At 60.1% G+C, this 16306-nt stretch carries 15 protein-coding genes; 14 read left to right on the top strand and 1 reads right to left on the bottom strand.

Annotated features, from left to right (window positions below; translation table 11 throughout):
• Positions 1–23: 23 nt before the first annotated feature.
• The 14 genes from hscA (at position 24) to K9857_RS04265 (ending at position 14085) form a co-directional block, all read left to right on the top strand.
• On the top strand, positions 24–1886 hold the full coding sequence (gene hscA / locus K9857_RS04330; protein ID WP_224533650.1) for a Fe-S protein assembly chaperone HscA: 1863 nt from the start codon (positions 24–26) through the stop codon (positions 1884–1886).
• A gap of 2 nt (positions 1887–1888) precedes the next feature.
• A complete protein-coding gene (gene fdx / locus K9857_RS04325) occupies positions 1889–2230 on the top strand; it encodes an ISC system 2Fe-2S type ferredoxin (RefSeq protein ID WP_224533649.1) in 342 nt (113 codons plus the stop codon).
• Positions 2231–2244: 14 nt separating this feature from the next.
• Positions 2245–2445 carry a Fe-S cluster assembly protein IscX gene (iscX, locus tag K9857_RS04320; RefSeq protein ID WP_175375254.1) on the top strand — a complete coding sequence of 67 codons (201 nt, stop codon included), beginning with the start codon at positions 2245–2247 and terminating at the stop codon, positions 2443–2445.
• Between the two features lie 88 nt (positions 2446–2533).
• The gene (ndk, locus tag K9857_RS04315) at positions 2534–2959 is read left to right on the top strand and encodes a nucleoside-diphosphate kinase (RefSeq protein ID WP_224533648.1); all 426 of its coding nucleotides are present in this window, start codon (positions 2534–2536) and stop codon (positions 2957–2959) included.
• Between the two features lie 30 nt (positions 2960–2989).
• Complete coding sequence (rlmN, locus tag K9857_RS04310; protein WP_224533647.1) at positions 2990–4135, top strand: 23S rRNA (adenine(2503)-C(2))-methyltransferase RlmN; 1146 nt, start codon at positions 2990–2992, stop codon at positions 4133–4135.
• Between the two features lie 16 nt (positions 4136–4151).
• Positions 4152–4910: a type IV pilus biogenesis/stability protein PilW gene (gene pilW / locus K9857_RS04305; protein WP_224533646.1), complete on the top strand. Its 759-nt coding sequence runs from the start codon at positions 4152–4154 to the stop codon at positions 4908–4910.
• On the top strand, positions 4910–5941 hold the full coding sequence (locus K9857_RS04300; protein WP_224533645.1) for a helix-turn-helix domain-containing protein: 1032 nt from the start codon (positions 4910–4912) through the stop codon (positions 5939–5941). The genes pilW and K9857_RS04300 overlap by 1 nt, the downstream gene beginning before the upstream one ends.
• A gap of 3 nt (positions 5942–5944) precedes the next feature.
• Positions 5945–7054, top strand: a complete 1110-nt coding sequence (ispG, locus tag K9857_RS04295; protein ID WP_020795607.1) for a flavodoxin-dependent (E)-4-hydroxy-3-methylbut-2-enyl-diphosphate synthase — start codon at positions 5945–5947, stop codon at positions 7052–7054.
• Between the two features lie 37 nt (positions 7055–7091).
• Complete coding sequence (hisS, locus tag K9857_RS04290) at positions 7092–8381, top strand: histidine--tRNA ligase (RefSeq protein ID WP_224533644.1); 1290 nt, start codon at positions 7092–7094, stop codon at positions 8379–8381.
• Positions 8382–8423: 42 nt separating this feature from the next.
• Positions 8424–9065, top strand: a complete 642-nt coding sequence (locus tag K9857_RS04285; RefSeq protein ID WP_224533643.1) for a tetratricopeptide repeat protein — start codon at positions 8424–8426, stop codon at positions 9063–9065.
• Positions 9058–10209, top strand: a complete 1152-nt coding sequence (gene bamB / locus K9857_RS04280; protein WP_224533642.1) for an outer membrane protein assembly factor BamB — start codon at positions 9058–9060, stop codon at positions 10207–10209. Before K9857_RS04285 ends, bamB begins: the two co-directional genes overlap by 8 nt.
• Before the next feature lie 242 nt (positions 10210–10451).
• Positions 10452–11921, top strand: coding sequence for a ribosome biogenesis GTPase Der (gene der / locus K9857_RS04275; protein ID WP_224533641.1), 1470 nt, complete (start codon positions 10452–10454; stop codon positions 11919–11921).
• 236 nt (positions 11922–12157) lie between these two features.
• Positions 12158–13306, top strand: coding sequence for a pyridoxal phosphate-dependent aminotransferase (locus K9857_RS04270; RefSeq protein WP_224533640.1), 1149 nt, complete (start codon positions 12158–12160; stop codon positions 13304–13306).
• Positions 13294–14085: an amidohydrolase gene (locus tag K9857_RS04265; RefSeq protein WP_224533639.1), complete on the top strand. Its 792-nt coding sequence runs from the start codon at positions 13294–13296 to the stop codon at positions 14083–14085. Before K9857_RS04270 ends, K9857_RS04265 begins: the two co-directional genes overlap by 13 nt.
• A 202-nt stretch (positions 14086–14287) precedes the next feature.
• Here K9857_RS04265 and leuA read toward each other — a convergent pair whose 3' ends face one another.
• Entirely contained in the window at positions 14288–15967 is a 1680-nt protein-coding gene (gene leuA, locus K9857_RS04260; RefSeq protein ID WP_224533638.1) for a 2-isopropylmalate synthase, read from the bottom strand.
• Positions 15968–16306 lie beyond the last annotated feature (339 nt).

The raw sequence follows: 16306 nt of genomic DNA, 5'->3' as shown, positions 1-16306 counted from the left end.
TATACAGATAAGTCCTGATAACGATGGCCCTACTGCAGATCGCCGAACCCGGCCAAAGTCCTCAACCGCACCAGCGTCGCCTGGCTGTGGGGATCGACTTGGGCACTACCAATTCGCTGGTCGCTGCCTTGCGCAGCGGTCTTTCCGAGCCTCTGGCCGACGCAGAAGGGCGGGTCATCCTGCCGTCTGCCGTGCGCTATCACGCCGATCGCGTCGAAGTCGGCGAATCCGCCAAACTGGCTGCCTCCGCTGATCCCCTGAACACTGTGCTGTCGGTCAAGCGCTTGATGGGTCGTGGTCTGTCCGACGTCAAGCAATTGGGCGAGCAACTGCCGTATCGCTTTGTCGGCGGCGAATCGCACATGCCGTTCATCGACACGATCCAGGGCCCGAAAAGCCCGGTCGAAGTCTCCGCCGATATCCTCAAGGTCCTGCGCCAGCGTGCTGAAGCCACCCTGGGTGGTGAGCTTGTGGGCGCAGTGATTACGGTTCCGGCTTATTTCGACGACGCTCAGCGCCAAGCCACAAAGGACGCCGCCAAGCTGGCCGGCCTCAACGTGCTGCGCCTGCTTAACGAGCCGACCGCTGCCGCCGTGGCTTATGGTCTGGACCAGCATGCCGAAGGCCTGGTCGCCATTTATGACCTGGGCGGCGGCACTTTCGATATTTCCATTCTGCGCCTGACCGGCGGTGTGTTCGAAGTGCTGGCCACCGGTGGCGACAGCGCCCTGGGCGGCGATGACTTCGACCACGCGATCGCTGGCTGGATCATCGAGAGCGCCGGTCTGTCCGCCGACCTCGATCCGGGTGCGCAACGCAATCTCTTGCAAACCGCTTGTGCGGCCAAGGAAGCGTTGACCAATACCCAAGCTGTTGAAGTTGCCTATGGCGACTGGAAAGCCGAGCTGACCCGCGAAGCCTTCAATGCGCTGATCGAGCCGATGGTCGCTCGCAGCCTGAAGGCCTGCCGCCGTGCCGTGCGTGACTCCGGCGTAGAGCTGGAAGAAGTGCATGCGGTGGTCATGGTCGGTGGTTCGACCCGCGTTCCACGTGTTCGCGAAGCCGTCGCCGAAGCTTTCGGTCGTCAGCCGTTGACCGAGATCGATCCGGATCAAGTGGTGGCCATTGGTGCCGCGATCCAGGCCGATACTCTGGCTGGCAACAAGCGTGACGGCGAAGAGCTGTTGCTGCTCGACGTTATTCCGTTGTCCCTGGGGCTGGAAACCATGGGTGGCCTGATGGAGAAGGTGATTCCGCGCAACACCACCATCCCCGTCGCTCGCGCCCAGGACTTCACCACGTATAAAGACGGCCAGTCGGCCATGGCGATCCATGTGCTGCAGGGTGAGCGCGAGCTGATCAGCGACTGCCGCTCCCTGGCGCGCTTCGAATTGCGCGGCATTCCGGCGATGGTGGCCGGTGCTGCGAAGATTCGCGTGACCTTCCAGGTCGATGCCGACGGTTTGCTGAATGTCTCCGCTCGCGAGCTGGGTTCGGGCGTCGAGGCCAGCATTCAGGTCAAGCCGTCTTACGGTCTGACCGACGGCGAAATCGCCAAAATGCTCAAGGATTCGTTCCAGCACGCCAATGACGACAAGGTTGCCCGCGTATTGCGCGAGCAGCAGGTCGACGCCCAGCGCCTGGTTGAGGCGGTGCAGGCTGCTTTGGACGTCGACGGCGACCGCCTGCTCGATGCCGAAGAGCGCATGGTCATCGACATGCAGGTGCAGGAGCTGACCGAACTGATGAAAGGTACCGATGGTTACGCCATCGAGCAGCAGACCAAGCGTCTGTCGCAAGTGACTGATGCCTTTGCTGCCCGCCGCATGGACTCGACGGTGAAAGCCGCGTTGGCCGGGCGCAACCTGAATGAGATTGAGGAATAACGATGCCGCAGGTCATTTTTCTGCCACACGAAAAGTTTTGCCCGGACGGCATGGTCGTGGAGGCTGAGACCGGTACGTCCATCCTCGAACTGGCCCACGAGCACCATATCGAGATGGAAAGTGCCTGTGGCGGCGTCTGCGCCTGCACCACTTGTCACTGCATCGTTCGTGAGGGTTTCGACTCGCTGGAAGAGGCTGACGAGCTGGAAGAGGACTATCTTGACAAGGCCTGGGGTCTGGAAGCCCAGTCTCGTCTGGCCTGTCAGGCCAAGGTCGGCACCGAAGACCTGACCGTCGAAATTCCGAAGTACTCGCTCAACCACGCAGCCGAAGCGCCGCACTGATTCAAGGAATTGTCATGAGTCTCATGTGGACTGATGTACTGGAGATCGCAATCCAGCTGGCTGAATCCAAGCCCGATGTAGACCCTATGTCGGTCAACTTCGTCGATCTGCGCAAGTGGGTGATGGAATTGCCCGAGTTCGGCGACAAGCCTGAGCATTGTGGCGAGAAGATCCTGGAGGCCATTCAGGCCCACTGGATCGCTGAACGCGACTGAGCCACGCCGCAGGTTAGGCAATACCCGAGAACCCGCGTATAATTCGCGGGTTTAATTTTTCGCACATTACCGTTTCTGGAGTTACACCATGGCTGTTCAACGTACTTTCTCCATCATCAAGCCTGACGCCGTTGCCAAAAACGTGATCGGCAAGATCACCACTCGCTTCGAAGACGCTGGCCTGCGCGTTGTAGCTTCGAAACTGAAGCAACTGTCCAAAGCCGAAGCCGAAGGCTTCTACGCTGAGCACAGCGCTCGTGGTTTCTTCGGCGACCTGGTTGCCTTCATGACTTCCGGTCCGGTTGTCGTTCAGGTTCTGGAAGGTGAAAACGCTATCGCTCGCAACCGTGAGCTGATGGGCGCTACCAACCCTAAAGAAGCTGCTGCCGGCACCATCCGTGCTGACTTCGCTGAATCCATCGACGCCAACGCTGTACACGGTTCGGACTCCGAAGCCGCTGCCGCTCGCGAAATCGCATACTTCTTCGCAGCTACTGAAGTAACCGCTCGCTAAGCATTGGCTTAAAGAGTGGAAGGTGAATCCATGACTACATCGACTGTTAAAACCAACCTGCTGGGGCTCACCCAGTCGGAAATGGAAAAATTCTTCGACTCAATCGGGGAGAAGCGTTTCCGTGCCGGTCAGGTAATGAAATGGATTCACCACTTTGGCGTCGATGATTTCGACGCCATGACGAACGTCAGCAAGGCCTTGCGCGAAAAGCTCAAGGCTGTTGCTGAAGTTCGCGGCCCCGAAGTGGTCAGCGAGGACATTTCCAGCGACGGTACCCGTAAATGGGTCGTACGCGTGGCGTCCGGTAGCTGCGTCGAGACCGTTTACATCCCTCAGGGCAAGCGCGGCACCTTGTGCGTTTCCTCTCAGGCTGGCTGTGCCCTGGACTGCAGTTTCTGCTCCACCGGCAAGCAAGGCTTCAATAGCAACCTCACCGCCGCCGAAGTCATCGGCCAGGTGTGGATTGCCAACAAATCCTTTGGCAGCGTCCCGGCGACCGTCGACCGTGCCATCACCAACGTGGTGATGATGGGCATGGGTGAGCCGCTGCTGAACTTCGACAACGTCATTGCCGCCATGCATCTGATGATGGATGACCTGGGTTACGGCATTTCCAAGCGCCGCGTGACCCTGTCCACTTCGGGCGTGGTGCCGATGATCGATGAGCTGGCCAAGCACATCGACGTCTCCCTGGCGTTGTCCCTGCACGCACCGAATGACGCATTGCGTAACCAATTGGTGCCGATCAACAAGAAGTATCCGCTTAAGATGCTGCTCGAATCGTGCCAGCGCTACATGTCGTCCCTGGGCGAAAAGCGTGTGCTGACCATTGAGTACACCTTGTTGAAAGACGTGAACGACAAGCTCGAACACGCAGTCGAAATGATCGAGTTGCTGAAAAACATCCCGTGCAAGATCAACCTGATCCCCTTCAACCCGTTCCCGCATTCCGGGTACGAGCGGCCAAGCAACAACGCCATTCGTCGGTTCCAGGATCAGCTGCATCACGCCGGTTTCAACGTCACCGTCCGCACCACCCGTGGTGAAGACATCGACGCCGCTTGTGGTCAATTGGTAGGGCAGGTGATGGATCGCACCCGTCGTAGCGAACGTTATATCGCCGTGCGCGAATTGAGCGCCGAAAACGATATGGCCGTGAACGCCGCGAACAAGTAAACAAGAGAGGATCTCTATGTCCCTGCGCTTTGCGCTGCTTTTGTTATTGGCCAGCCTGTGTGCTGGCTGTGTTCTTTCGGGCGACTACAACCCGATGAAGACCAGCAAGGGCCGCGATGAAGCGCGTGAGGCATATGTGCAGTTGGGCATCGGCTACCTGCAGCAGGGCATGACCGAGCGGGCAAAAGTGCCGTTGAAGAAAGCGCTGGAACTCGATAGTTCCGACGCGGACGCCAACGCGGCACTGGCGCTGGTGTTCCAGGCCGAGCTGGAACCGGAGCTGGCCGACCAGCACTTTCGCAAGGCGCTTTCCTCCCGTCCCGCCGATGCACGAATCCTCAATAACTACGGCAGTTTTCTTTTCGAGCAGAAGCGATACAAGGAAGCCTACGAGCGCTTTGAACAGGCCGCTGCCGATACCCTGTATCCTGAGCGTTCGCGAGTATTCGAGAACCTCGGCATGACCGCTGCGATGATGGGCCAGCGCGATCTGGCGCAGCAGCAACTGGAAAAAGCCCTGCGTTTGAATCGACAACAGCCAAGAGCATTGCTGGAAATGGCTGAGTTGTCTTACGAAGACAGGCATTATGTGCCCGCGCGTGACTACTACGATCGTTTCAGCCTGCTTGCCGAGCAAAATGCACGTAGTCTATTGCTCGGCGTTCGGCTGGCAAAAGTGTTCGAAGATCGCGACAAGGCCGCCAGTTTTGGCCTGCAACTAAAAAGACTCTATCCGGGTACACCGGAATATCAGCAATACCTGTCGGAGCAATGATGAAAGCGGCGCATCCCGAAGTTGTAGCAGCGAATCGCGTTAACCCCGGTGAGACCTTGCGCCAGGCCCGCGAAAGCAATGGCTGGTCGCTGGCCGAAGTGGCCCTCAAGCTCAACCTCACCGTCAATTCCCTGAGCAATCTGGAAGCCGGCGCTTTCGACAAGCTGCCGGGGCACACTTTCGCCCGCGGTTATATCCGCGCCTACGCCAAATTGCTCGGCATGGACCAGGCCGTTCTGGTTCAGCAGTTCGACCAATCCACCGGCACCGACTCCCAGGGCAGCAACGTCCAAGGCCTGGGTCGCATCGAAGAGCCGGTTCGGGTTTCCCACACTATCTTGCGTCTTGTCAGCCTGTTGCTGCTGGTGGCCGTCATCGGTGGCGGTTTCGTCTGGTGGCAGGATCAGACCGCGATGCGCAAACAGGAACTGACCAGCCTCAGCCCTGAGCACGTCGAAGTCGAAGGCGCCGACGGCACCACACAGATTCATCCGCTGGACGAGCCTGAAGATCAGGCCGTTGCAGAGGGGCAGGTTGATAATTCGACTGCCCTGGCGTTGCCGCAGGCCGAGACTTCGGCTGAAGCACCGGCAGAAGCTCAAGCGACTGCCCCGGCAGTGCCCGCCGCCCCGGTACCTGCTGCTGCGGCGCATACTACCCCTGCGGTTGCTGCGACGCCTGTAACTCCGGCACCAGCGGCTCCTGCTGTTCCGGCTCCAACCGTTACCGCCCCGGCTGCTCCAGCGCCAGCGGCTGCTCCAGTCGTTGCGGCAGCGGCTCCGTCTGTCGGCCAGGGTCAGGTTCAAGTGCAATTCGTTGCCGATTGCTGGACGCAAGTCACCGACGGTGGCGGCAAGGTACTGTTCAGCGGTCTCAAGCGTAAAGGCGACAGCCTTTCCGTCAACGGCAAGCCACCGTTCGCCGTTCGCCTGGGCTACGCCCGCGGCGCGCAGGTCAGCTACAACGGCCAGGCGGTTGATGTTGCTCCGTTCACCAGTGGCGAGACTGCTCGCCTGAAGTTGGGTCAATAAGTCATGCACGGCGAATCTCCAATCAAACGTCGCGAGTCGCGCAAGATCTGGGTCGGGAATGTGCCTGTCGGTGGCGATGCACCTATCGCCGTGCAGAGCATGACCAACAGCGATACCAATGATGTTGCCGCCACCGTCGCGCAGATCAATCGGCTGGAAGCGGCCGGCGTCGATATCGTTCGCGTATCCGTACCGGACATGGACGCCGCCGAGGCCTTCGGCAAGATCAAGCAACTGGTCAAAGTGCCTTTGGTCGCGGATATCCACTTCGACTACCGCATCGCGCTGCGCGTCGCTGAACTGGGCGTCGACTGTCTGCGGATCAACCCGGGCAACATCGGTCGCGAAGATCGCGTGCGCGCCGTGGTCGATGCCGCCCGTGATCGCGGGATTCCAATCCGCATCGGCGTCAACGCCGGTTCCCTGGAAAAAGACCTGCAGAAGAAATACGGCGAGCCGACGCCGGCTGCGCTGGTCGAGTCCGCTCTGCGTCACGTCGAACACCTCGAACGCCTGAATTTCCAGGACTTCAAGGTCAGCGTGAAGGCTTCCGATGTGTTCATGGCGGTCGAGGCGTACCGCCTGCTGGCCAAGGAAATCGTCCAGCCGCTGCACCTGGGCATCACCGAAGCCGGCGGTTTGCGTTCAGGCACGGTGAAATCCGCAGTGGGCCTCGGTATGCTGCTCGCCGAAGGGATTGGCGATACTATTCGCATCTCGTTGGCGGCTGACCCGGTCGAGGAAGTGAAAGTCGGCTACGACATTCTCAAATCCCTGCACCTGCGTTCCCGTGGCATCAACTTCATCGCCTGCCCGAGCTGCTCGCGGCAGAACTTCGATGTGGTCAAAACCATGAACGAACTGGAAGGGCGCCTCGAAGACCTGCTGGTGCCGCTGGATGTTGCGGTCATCGGTTGCGTGGTCAACGGCCCGGGTGAAGCCAAGGAAGCCCATATCGGCTTGACTGGCGGCACGCCAAACCTGATTTACATCGACGGCAAGCCGTCGCAGAAACTGACGAATGACAATCTGGTGGATGAGCTTGAACGCTTGATCCGCGAGAAAGCGGCCGAAAAGGTCGAAGCCGACGCTGCCGTGATTGCGCGTGGCTGAGTCCGACTCTAGAGCCGAACGAATTTAAGGACCGATAGTGAGCAAGTCTCTGCAAGCCATTCGTGGCATGAACGACATCCTGCCCGAACAGACCCCCCTGTGGCGTCACTTCGAAGGCACCGTTTCGCGCCTGCTGGATAACTACGGTTACAAGCAGATCCGCATGCCGATCGTCGAATTCACCGAGCTGTTCAAGCGCTCCATCGGTGAAGTGACCGACATCGTCGAAAAAGAGATGTACACCTTCGACGACCGCAACGGCGACTCCCTGACCCTGCGCCCTGAAGGCACCGCGGCCTGCGTGCGTGCCGTGCTCGAGCACGGCATCACCGGTGGTGGCCAGGTGCAGAAACTCTGGTACATCGGTCCGATGTTCCGCCACGAGCGTCCGCAGAAAGGCCGTTATCGCCAGTTCCACCAGATCGGTGTCGAGGTGTTCAACCTCGATGGTCCGGACATCGATGCCGAGCTGATCGTGCTGACCTGGCGCCTGTGGGGCGAGCTGGGCATCCGTGATGCGGTCAAGCTCGAGCTCAACAGCCTGGGCACCAGCGAATCCCGCGGTCGTTACCGTGAAGCGCTGGTCGCGTTCCTGTCGCAACACCTGGACAAGCTGGACGAAGACAGCCAGCGCCGCCTGAAGACCAATCCGCTGCGTGTACTCGACACCAAGAACGCCGATACCCAAGCGATTCTGGTCGATGCGCCGAAGATGGCCGACTACCTCGACGAAGAATCCCGCACGCACTTCGAGGGCCTCAAGGCTCGCCTGGACGCTGCCGGCATTCCTTATGTCATCAACCCCAAGCTTGTTCGCGGGTTGGACTACTACAGCAAAACCGTTTTCGAATGGGTCACCGACAAGCTCGGCGCCCAGGGCACCGTGTGTGCCGGTGGTCGTTACGACGGCCTGGTCGAGCAGATGGGCGGCAAGCCGACTGCCGGCGTGGGTTTCGCCATGGGTATCGAGCGCCTGGTTCTGTTGCTGGAAACCCTGGAGCAGATTCCCGAAGAGATTTCCCGTCAGGTCGACGTCTACCTCTGCGCCTTTGGCGAAGAGGCCGAGCTGGCCGGTCTGGCACTGGCCGAGCGTGTACGTGACCAGTTGCCCAACCTGCGCCTGCAAGTGAACGCCGGCGCCGGCAGTTTCAAAAGCCAATTCAAGAAAGCCGACAAGAGCGGTGCGCTGTATGCGCTGATCCTCGGTGACGACGAGATGGCCCAGCAAGTGGTAGGTTTCAAACCCCTGCGTGGCCAGGGCGAACAACAAAGCATTGCCTGGGATGCGCTTGCTGCACACCTGGCCACCTGCGTCGTGCAGGGTTGAAGCTGTCTTAAACAGCCGAATTAGCGATTAAGGAGTATTGGGGTGTCGAGTACCGAAGACGAACAGCTGGCGGATTTTAAGGAATGGTGGTCGCGCAACGGCAAGCCCCTGGTCACCGGCGGCCTGTTGGCGCTGGTCATCGTATTCGGCTGGCAGGCGTTCCATAAGTATCAGAGCAACCAGTCGCAAGGCGCCTCGGTGCTCTATCAGCAACTGCTGGAAACCACACTGACGCCTGACGGCAAGCCGGATGCGGCCCGTGTATCGGACCTGGCAGGCAAGCTCAACAGCGAGTTCGCCGGCAGCGCCTACGCGCAGTACGGCAGCCTGTTCGTGGCGAAAGTCGCGGTCGACAGCGGCAAGCTGGATGACGCAGCCAGCGAGCTGAAAGCCATCACTGCCAAACCTGCCAACGCGGCACTGGGCGAAATCGCCCGTCAGCGTCTGGCGCAGGTACTGGCCGCGCAGAACAAGGTCGATGAGGCCCTGAAACTGCTCGAAGGCGATGCCGACAAGGCATTCCTGGCTACTCGTGAAGAACTCAAGGGCGACCTGCTGGTTCAGCTGGGTCGTACCGATGAAGCGCACGCGGCCTATCAAAAGGCCAAGGCGGCACTGTCGGATGAAGCGGCGGTCGGTGGCCTGCAAATCAAGCTGGACGATCTGGCCAAAGGGGATGCGTGACGTGATTCGTTGGAAACATGCAGCATTGCTGGCTCTGGCCATTCTGGCCGCGGGTTGCAGCAGCAACAGCAAGAAAGAACTGCCGCCGGCCGAATTGACCGATTTCAAGGAAGAAGTGGTTCTGCAGAAACAGTGGAGTCGTTCGATCGGTGACGGTCAGGGCGAAACCTACAACATGCTGGTTCCGGCGATCGATGGCGACACCATCTATGCTGCCGACGTGACCGGTGTGGTGATGGCGCTGGATCGCAGCAACGGCGACGTGAAATGGAAGAAAGATCTCGAACTGCCTGTGTCCGGTGCCGTTGGCGTCGGTTACGGTCTGCTGACGATCGGTACGCTCAAGGGTGAAATCGTTGCCCTGGACGCCATCAACGGCGAAGAGAAATGGCGCGCTCGCGTGTCCAGCGAAGTCCTCGCACCACCGGCCAACAACGGTGATGTGGTGGTGGTTCAGACCCAGGACGATCGTCTGATCGGTCTGGATGCCGCTACCGGCAACCAGCGCTGGATGTATGACAACACGCCTGCGGTACTGACCCTGCGCGGTACCAGTGCGCCGATCGTCACCAACCGCCTGGCGGTGGCTGGTTTTTCGACCGGCAAAGTGGTCGCTCTCGACATTTCCAACGGCGTGCCGGTGTGGGAACAGCGTGTAGCGATTCCGCAAGGTCGTTCGGAGCTTGAGCGTGTGGTCGATATCGATGGTGGTCTGCTGCTGTCGGGCGAAACCATCTACGTCGCCAGCTACCAGGGTCGCGTCGCGGCTCTGGACCTGCAGAGCGGTCGTCAGCTGTGGCAGCGTGATGCTTCCAGCTATGCCGGTGTGGCCCAGGGTTTCGGCAGCGTTTACGTAAGCCTGTCTTCGGGTACCGTTGAAGGCGTCGACGAGCGTTCCACCACAGCCCTGTGGAGCAACGATGCGCTGGCCCGCCGTCAACTGTCGGCTCCGGAAGTGTTCTCCAGCTACGTTGCAGTGGGTGACCTGGAAGGTTACCTGCACCTGCTGAGTCAGGTAGACGGCCGTTTCGTCGGCCGTGAGCGCATCGACAGCGACGGCCTGCGTGCCCGTCCGCTGGTGGTGGGCGACACGATTTATGTGTATGGCAACAGCGGCAAACTGGAAGCCCTGACCATCAAGTAACAACTATGCTTGGGGTTGATACCCCAGGCGGCTACACCTGTTGGTATGAATGAATGTGGGAGCGAGCCTGCTCGCGATGGACGCTAACGATAACGTTGGCATCCTGAATAAACGCGGTGTCCTGGCGTTTATCGCGAGCAGGCTCGCTCCCACAGAAAACACGCCCGGGAAAGCCCTCGAGCACCAGCCGCTGCCCACGCAGCGGCTTTTGTATTTTCTGAAATAACGAAGTGGAGAGCCGCATGGTTCCCGTAATCGCCCTGGTGGGTCGACCGAACGTCGGCAAGTCCACCTTGTTCAACCGCCTGACCAGGACTCGCGACGCCATCGTCGGCGACTTGTCCGGTCTGACCCGTGATCGCCAGTACGGTGAGGCCAAGTGGCAAGGGCGTTCCTACATTCTGATCGACACCGGCGGTATTTCCGGTGACGAGCATGGTATGGACGAAAAAATGGCCGAGCAGTCGCTGCTGGCCATTGAAGAAGCGGATGTCGTTCTGTTCCTGGTAGACGCCAAGGCGGGTTTCACCGCTGCCGACCAGATGATCGCCGAACACTTGCGCAAGCGTAACAAGCGTTCCCACGTGGTCGCCAACAAGGTCGACAACATCGACCCTGAAATGGCCCGCGCCGAATTCGCCCCGCTGGGCATGGGCCACGCGATCCCGATCGCCGGTGCTCACGGCCGTGGTATCACCCAGCTGCTGGAAGCCGCGCTGAGCGAATTCCCGAAAGACGAAGACGAGCTGGAAGAAGGCGAAGAAGAGGAAGTTGCCGAAGGCGAAGAAGCCAAGCGCATTCCTGGTCCGAGCGAAAAAGATGGCATCAAGATCGCCATCATCGGCCGTCCGAACGTCGGCAAGTCGACCCTGGTCAACCGCATGCTCGGTGAAGACCGGGTGATCGTGTATGACCAGCCCGGCACCACCCGCGACAGTATCTACATCCCGTTCGAGCGTAACGAAGAGAAGTACACGCTGATCGACACCGCCGGTGTGCGCAAGCGCGGAAAGATCCACGAAGAAGTCGAAAAATTCTCCGTGGTCAAAACCCTGCAGGCGATCAAAGACGCCAATGTGGTGATCTTCGTGATGGACGCCCGCGAAGGCGTGGTGGATCACGACCTCAACTTGCTGGGCTTCGCCCTGGAAGCTGGTCGTGCACTGGTTATCGCGATCAACAAGTGGGACGGCATGACGCCGAGCGAGCGCGATTACGTGAAGGTCGAGCTGCAACGTCGGCTGTTCTTCGTTGAGTTCGCCGACATCCACTTCATCTCGGCGCTGCACGGTACGGGCGTGGGCAACCTCTACGCTTCGGTGCAGAACTCGTTCAAGTCGGCGGTTACTCGCTGGCCGACCAGCCGTCTGACCCAGATCCTCGAGGACGCGGTCACCGAGCACCAGCCGCCGATGGTCAACAGCCGCCGGATCAAGCTGCGTTACGCTCACTTGGGTGGCGCGAACCCGCCGATCATCGTGATTCACGGTAACCAGATCGAGAAGGTGCCGAAGTCTTACGTGCGTTACCTGGAAAACACTTATCGCCGTGTCTTGAAGCTGGTCGGTACGCCGATCCGCATCGAGTTCAAAGGCGGTGAAAACCCGTACGAAGGCAACAAGAACTCGCTGACCGACCGCCAGGTCAACAAGAAGCGTCGCTTGATGTCGCACCACAAGAAGGCCGACAAGAAGCGCCGCGATAAGCGTTGATTGCGGGCCTGCTCCAACCTCTGTAGGAGCGAGGCTCGCCCGCGAAGAACGATGACGCGGTGTATCTGTTGCACCGCAGTGCATGGTTCGCGGGCAAGCCTCGCTCCTACAGGGGGCGGGGCGGCAACAGGTGAAAAAAAGGGCGCCTTGTGCGCCCTTTTTTTATGTTCATCGGATGGGCTATTCTCGACTCTCCCGCGCCGCGTCAGAGCCGGGTGCAGAGCAGGAAAGCACCGATGATCACCAGCAAGTTGCCGAATGTCGGCATCACCATCTTCACCCAGATGTCTCAGCTCGCGGCGCAGACCGGGGCGATCAATCTGTCTCAGGGTTTCCCCGATTTCGATGCCCCGCAGGCGCTGTGCGATGCGGTCGGGCGGCATATTGCCCAAGGCCACAACCAGTATTCTCCAATGACCGGGTTGCCGCTGCTGCGTCAGCAAGTGGCGGCGAAGATTGCCCGCTGCTATGGCGTCGCGGTCGATGTCGACAACGAGGTGACCATCACCCCCGGCGCCACCCAGGCGATCTTCTGCGCGATCCAGGCCGTTATCCACAGCGGCGACGAAGTGATCGTCTTCGACCCGTGCTATGACAGCTACGAGCCGTCAGTGGAACTGGCCGGCGGTCGTTGCGTGCATGTGCAACTGGGGCTGGACGATTTCTCCATCGACTTCGAGAAGCTGGCCGCGGCCATCACCCCGCGTACCCGGATGATCGTGCTCAATACCCCGCACAACCCCAGTGGCGCGCTGATCAGCCGTGCGGAGCTTGATCAGTTGGCGGACCTGATTCGTGGTCGCGACATCTATCTGGTGAGCGATGAAGTCTACGAACATCTGGTGTTCGACGGCGTGCCTCACGTCAGCGTGCTGAATCACGAAGAGCTGTACCAGCGCGCCTTCGTGGTCAGCTCGTTCGGCAAGACCTATCACGTCACCGGCTGGAAAACCGGCTACGTGGTCGCACCGCCGGCCCTTACGGCAGAGCTGCGCAAGGTGCACCAGTACGTGAGTTTCTGCGGCGTGACCCCGCTTCAATTCGCCCTGGCCGATTTCATGGCCGAGCACCCGGAACACATCGACGAACTGCCAGACTTTTATCAGGCCAAGCGTGACCTGTTCTGCGATCTGCTGGCGCCGTCGCGCTTCAGTTTCACCCGGGTCGCCGGCACCTACTTCCAGCTGGTCGATTACTCGCAGATCCGTCCGGACCTCAACGACGTCGAAATGGCCCTGTGGATGACTCGCGAGCATGGCGTGGCGAGCATCCCGATTTCGGTGTTCTACCAGACTCCACCTGAAGGCCAGCGCCTGGTGCGCCTGTGCTTTGCCAAACGCCCGGAGACCCTGCGTGAAGCAGCGGAAAAACTATGCGTGATTTGAGTGCCTTGCCGAAGTTGACCGTTGCGCTGGTCCAGACAACCCTGGCCTGGCACGACCGCCAGGCCAACCTGGCGCATTTCGAGCCGTTGCTGGAACAGGCTCGGGGCGCTGACCTGATCATCCTGCCGGAGATGTTCACCACCGGGTTCTCCATGGAGTCCGAGGCGCTGGCCGAGGCGGAGAACGGTCCGACCAGTAAATGGCTGCGGGCCCAGGCGGCGAAGTTCGATGCGGTAATCACCGGTAGCGTGATCGTCCAGGCCGCCGATGGCAGCCACCGCAATCGCCTGTTGTGGGCACGGCCGGATGGTGAAGTGCTGCACTACGACAAGCGCCATCTGTTTCGCATGGCGGGTGAGCACAACCATTACACGCCCGGCGAGCGTCAGGTGCAGTTCGAGCTCAAGGGTTGGCGGGTGCGGCCGCTGATCTGCTACGACCTGCGATTCCCGGTCTGGAGCCGTGATGCCCAAGACACCGACCTGCTGCTGTACACCGCCAACTGGCCGGGTGCGCGGCGTCAGCACTGGAACCGTTTGCTGCCGGCGCGGGCGATTGAAAATCTGTGTTATGTGGCGGCGGTGAATCGTGTCGGCACGGACGGGAAAGGCTTTGCCTATACCGGCGACAGTCAGGTGCTCGACTTCCAGGGCGAGACCTTGCTCAGTGCGGGGGAGGCGGACGGGGTATTCAAAGTGGTGCTGGATGCGGCGGAGCTGCAGGCTTATCGCACCAGGTTTCCGGCGAATCTGGATGCTGACACCTTCGAGTTCACCTGAGATTTGCGCTGCCTGACAGGGCCTCTTCGCGAGCAGGCTCGCTCCCACAGTGGATCGAGTGAAATCAGAATTTTGTGTTCACCACACATCCCTTGTGGGAGCGAGCCTGCTCGCGATGCGGCATAACAGGCAGACCAAAACTCAAGGCAAACAAAAAGGCCCCGAGGTTCACACCCCGGGGCCTTTTGCATTGCGGTGAGCTTTACGCCGCTTTAGCTTCCGGCTGGCTCAGCGAGCGGTTCAGCGCGCTGAAAAGGGCCTTGAAGCTGGCGGTGGTGATGTTTTCGTCGATGCCGACGCCGTGCACTGCACGCTCACCATTCACACGCAGTTCAATGTAGGCCGCCGCCTTGGCATTGGTGCCCGAGCCGATGGCGTGTTCGTTGTAATCCATGATTTCCACCGGAATCGGCAGGCCGGCCACCAGTGCTTCCAGGGCACCGTTGCCCTTGCCGCGCCAGTGCAGATTGGTTTCGCCCTGGCCTTGGCTGGCGACTTCTACTTCGACGGCGCTGTGGCCGTTTTCTTCCTGCAGACGGTGGCTGACCAGCGCGTAAGGCGCGTTGGCTTGCAGGTACTCGCTGTGCAAAAGCGAATGGATCTGCTGAGCGGTCATTTCCAGACCCAGGCGATCGGTTTCACGCTGCACGACCTGGCTGAACTCGATCTGCATGCGACGCGGCAGGCTGATGCCGTATTCCTGCTCCAGCAGGTAGGCGATGCCGCCCTTGCCCGACTGGCTGTTGACGCGGATCACCGCCTCGTAGCTGCGGCCGATGTCGGCCGGGTCGATCGGCAGGTACGGCACTTCCCACAGGGCATCCGGTTTCTGCTGGGCGAAGCCCTTGCGGATCGCATCCTGGTGCGAGCCGGAGAAAGCGGTGTGAACCAGGTCGCCGACGTACGGGTGACGTGGGTGCACCTGAATCTGGTTGCACTCTTCGACGACCTTGCGCACGCCGTCGATGTCGGAGAAGTCCAGCTCAGGGTTCAGGCCCTGGGTGTACATGTTCAGTGCCACGGTCACCAGGTCGACGTTACCGGTACGCTCGCCGTTGCCGAACAGGCAGCCTTCAACGCGGTCGGCGCCGGCCATCAGGCCCAGTTCGGTGGCGGCAACGCCGGTGCCACGGTCGTTGTGGGTGTGCAGGCTGATGATCACGCTGTCACGACGATTGATGTTACGGCCGAACCATTCGATCTGGTCGGCATAGATGTTCGGGGTCGCGCATTCCACGGTGGCAGGCAAGTTGAGGATCATCTTGCGCTCTGGCGTCGGGTTCCAGACCTCGATCACCGCGTCGCAGACTTCCTTGGCGAATTCCAGCTCGGTGGCGCTGAAGGTTTCCGGGGAGTACTGGAAGGTCCACTCGGTTTCAGGCTGCTGGGCGGCGTATTTGACGAACAGCTTGGCCGCGCTCACGGCGATTTCCTTGATCCCGTCCTTGTCCTGGTTGAAGACAATGCGGCGGAAGGAAGGGGAGGTGGCGTTGTACAGGTGAACGATGGCTTTTTTCGCGCCGCGCAGGGATTCGAAAGTACGCTCGATCAGGTCTTCACGGCCCTGGGTCAGCACCTGGATGGTGGTGTCGTCCGGGATGTGCTTGTCTTCGATCAGGGTACGCACGAAGTCGAAATCGGTTTGCGAAGCGGCCGGGAAGGAGGCTTCGATTTCTTTGACGCCCACCTGCACCAGGGTTTTCCAGAAGCGCAGCTTCTTGACGGCGTCCATGGGCTCGATCAGCGACTGGTTACCATCACGCAGGTCGGAGCTGCACCAGATAGGCACGGAGGTGATGGTTTTCGACGGCCATGTGCGATCCGGCAGGTTGATAGCCGGGAATGGGCGGTATTTCGAAGACGGGTCTTTGAGCATGGTCATGGGGAAATCCTTATTGTGTGGGCCGAAAAAAGGCGGCCTGCCGGTGGATCAATGTTCTGGATAACGCGTGAGACGAGGTGCCGCGATTCAGCCCGGCAGTCGTGCGCTGACAAGGCACAAGCTGCGATGCTGACGGAGCTGGATGAGGGTGTGAGAGGTTTTCATGCCTTCAACCCTAACCTTGAGGGGGGAGGATGGCAAGCAGTGAGAAAAAATTGAGAGGAATACTCGAAAAGGAGACTGGTGCGCGATTTTATTGCTGCTTTTGGCTTGGATGATCTTGCTGTTTGCGCAGCTCTTACATGCCGCGCAATCGATAAGCCAAGATACATGTGTAGG

The organism is Pseudomonas sp. REP124, assembly GCF_020164475.1.
In the GTDB taxonomy this organism is placed as follows: domain Bacteria; phylum Pseudomonadota; class Gammaproteobacteria; order Pseudomonadales; family Pseudomonadaceae; genus Aquipseudomonas.
This window is presented reverse-complemented; position numbering and strand designations above follow the sequence as displayed.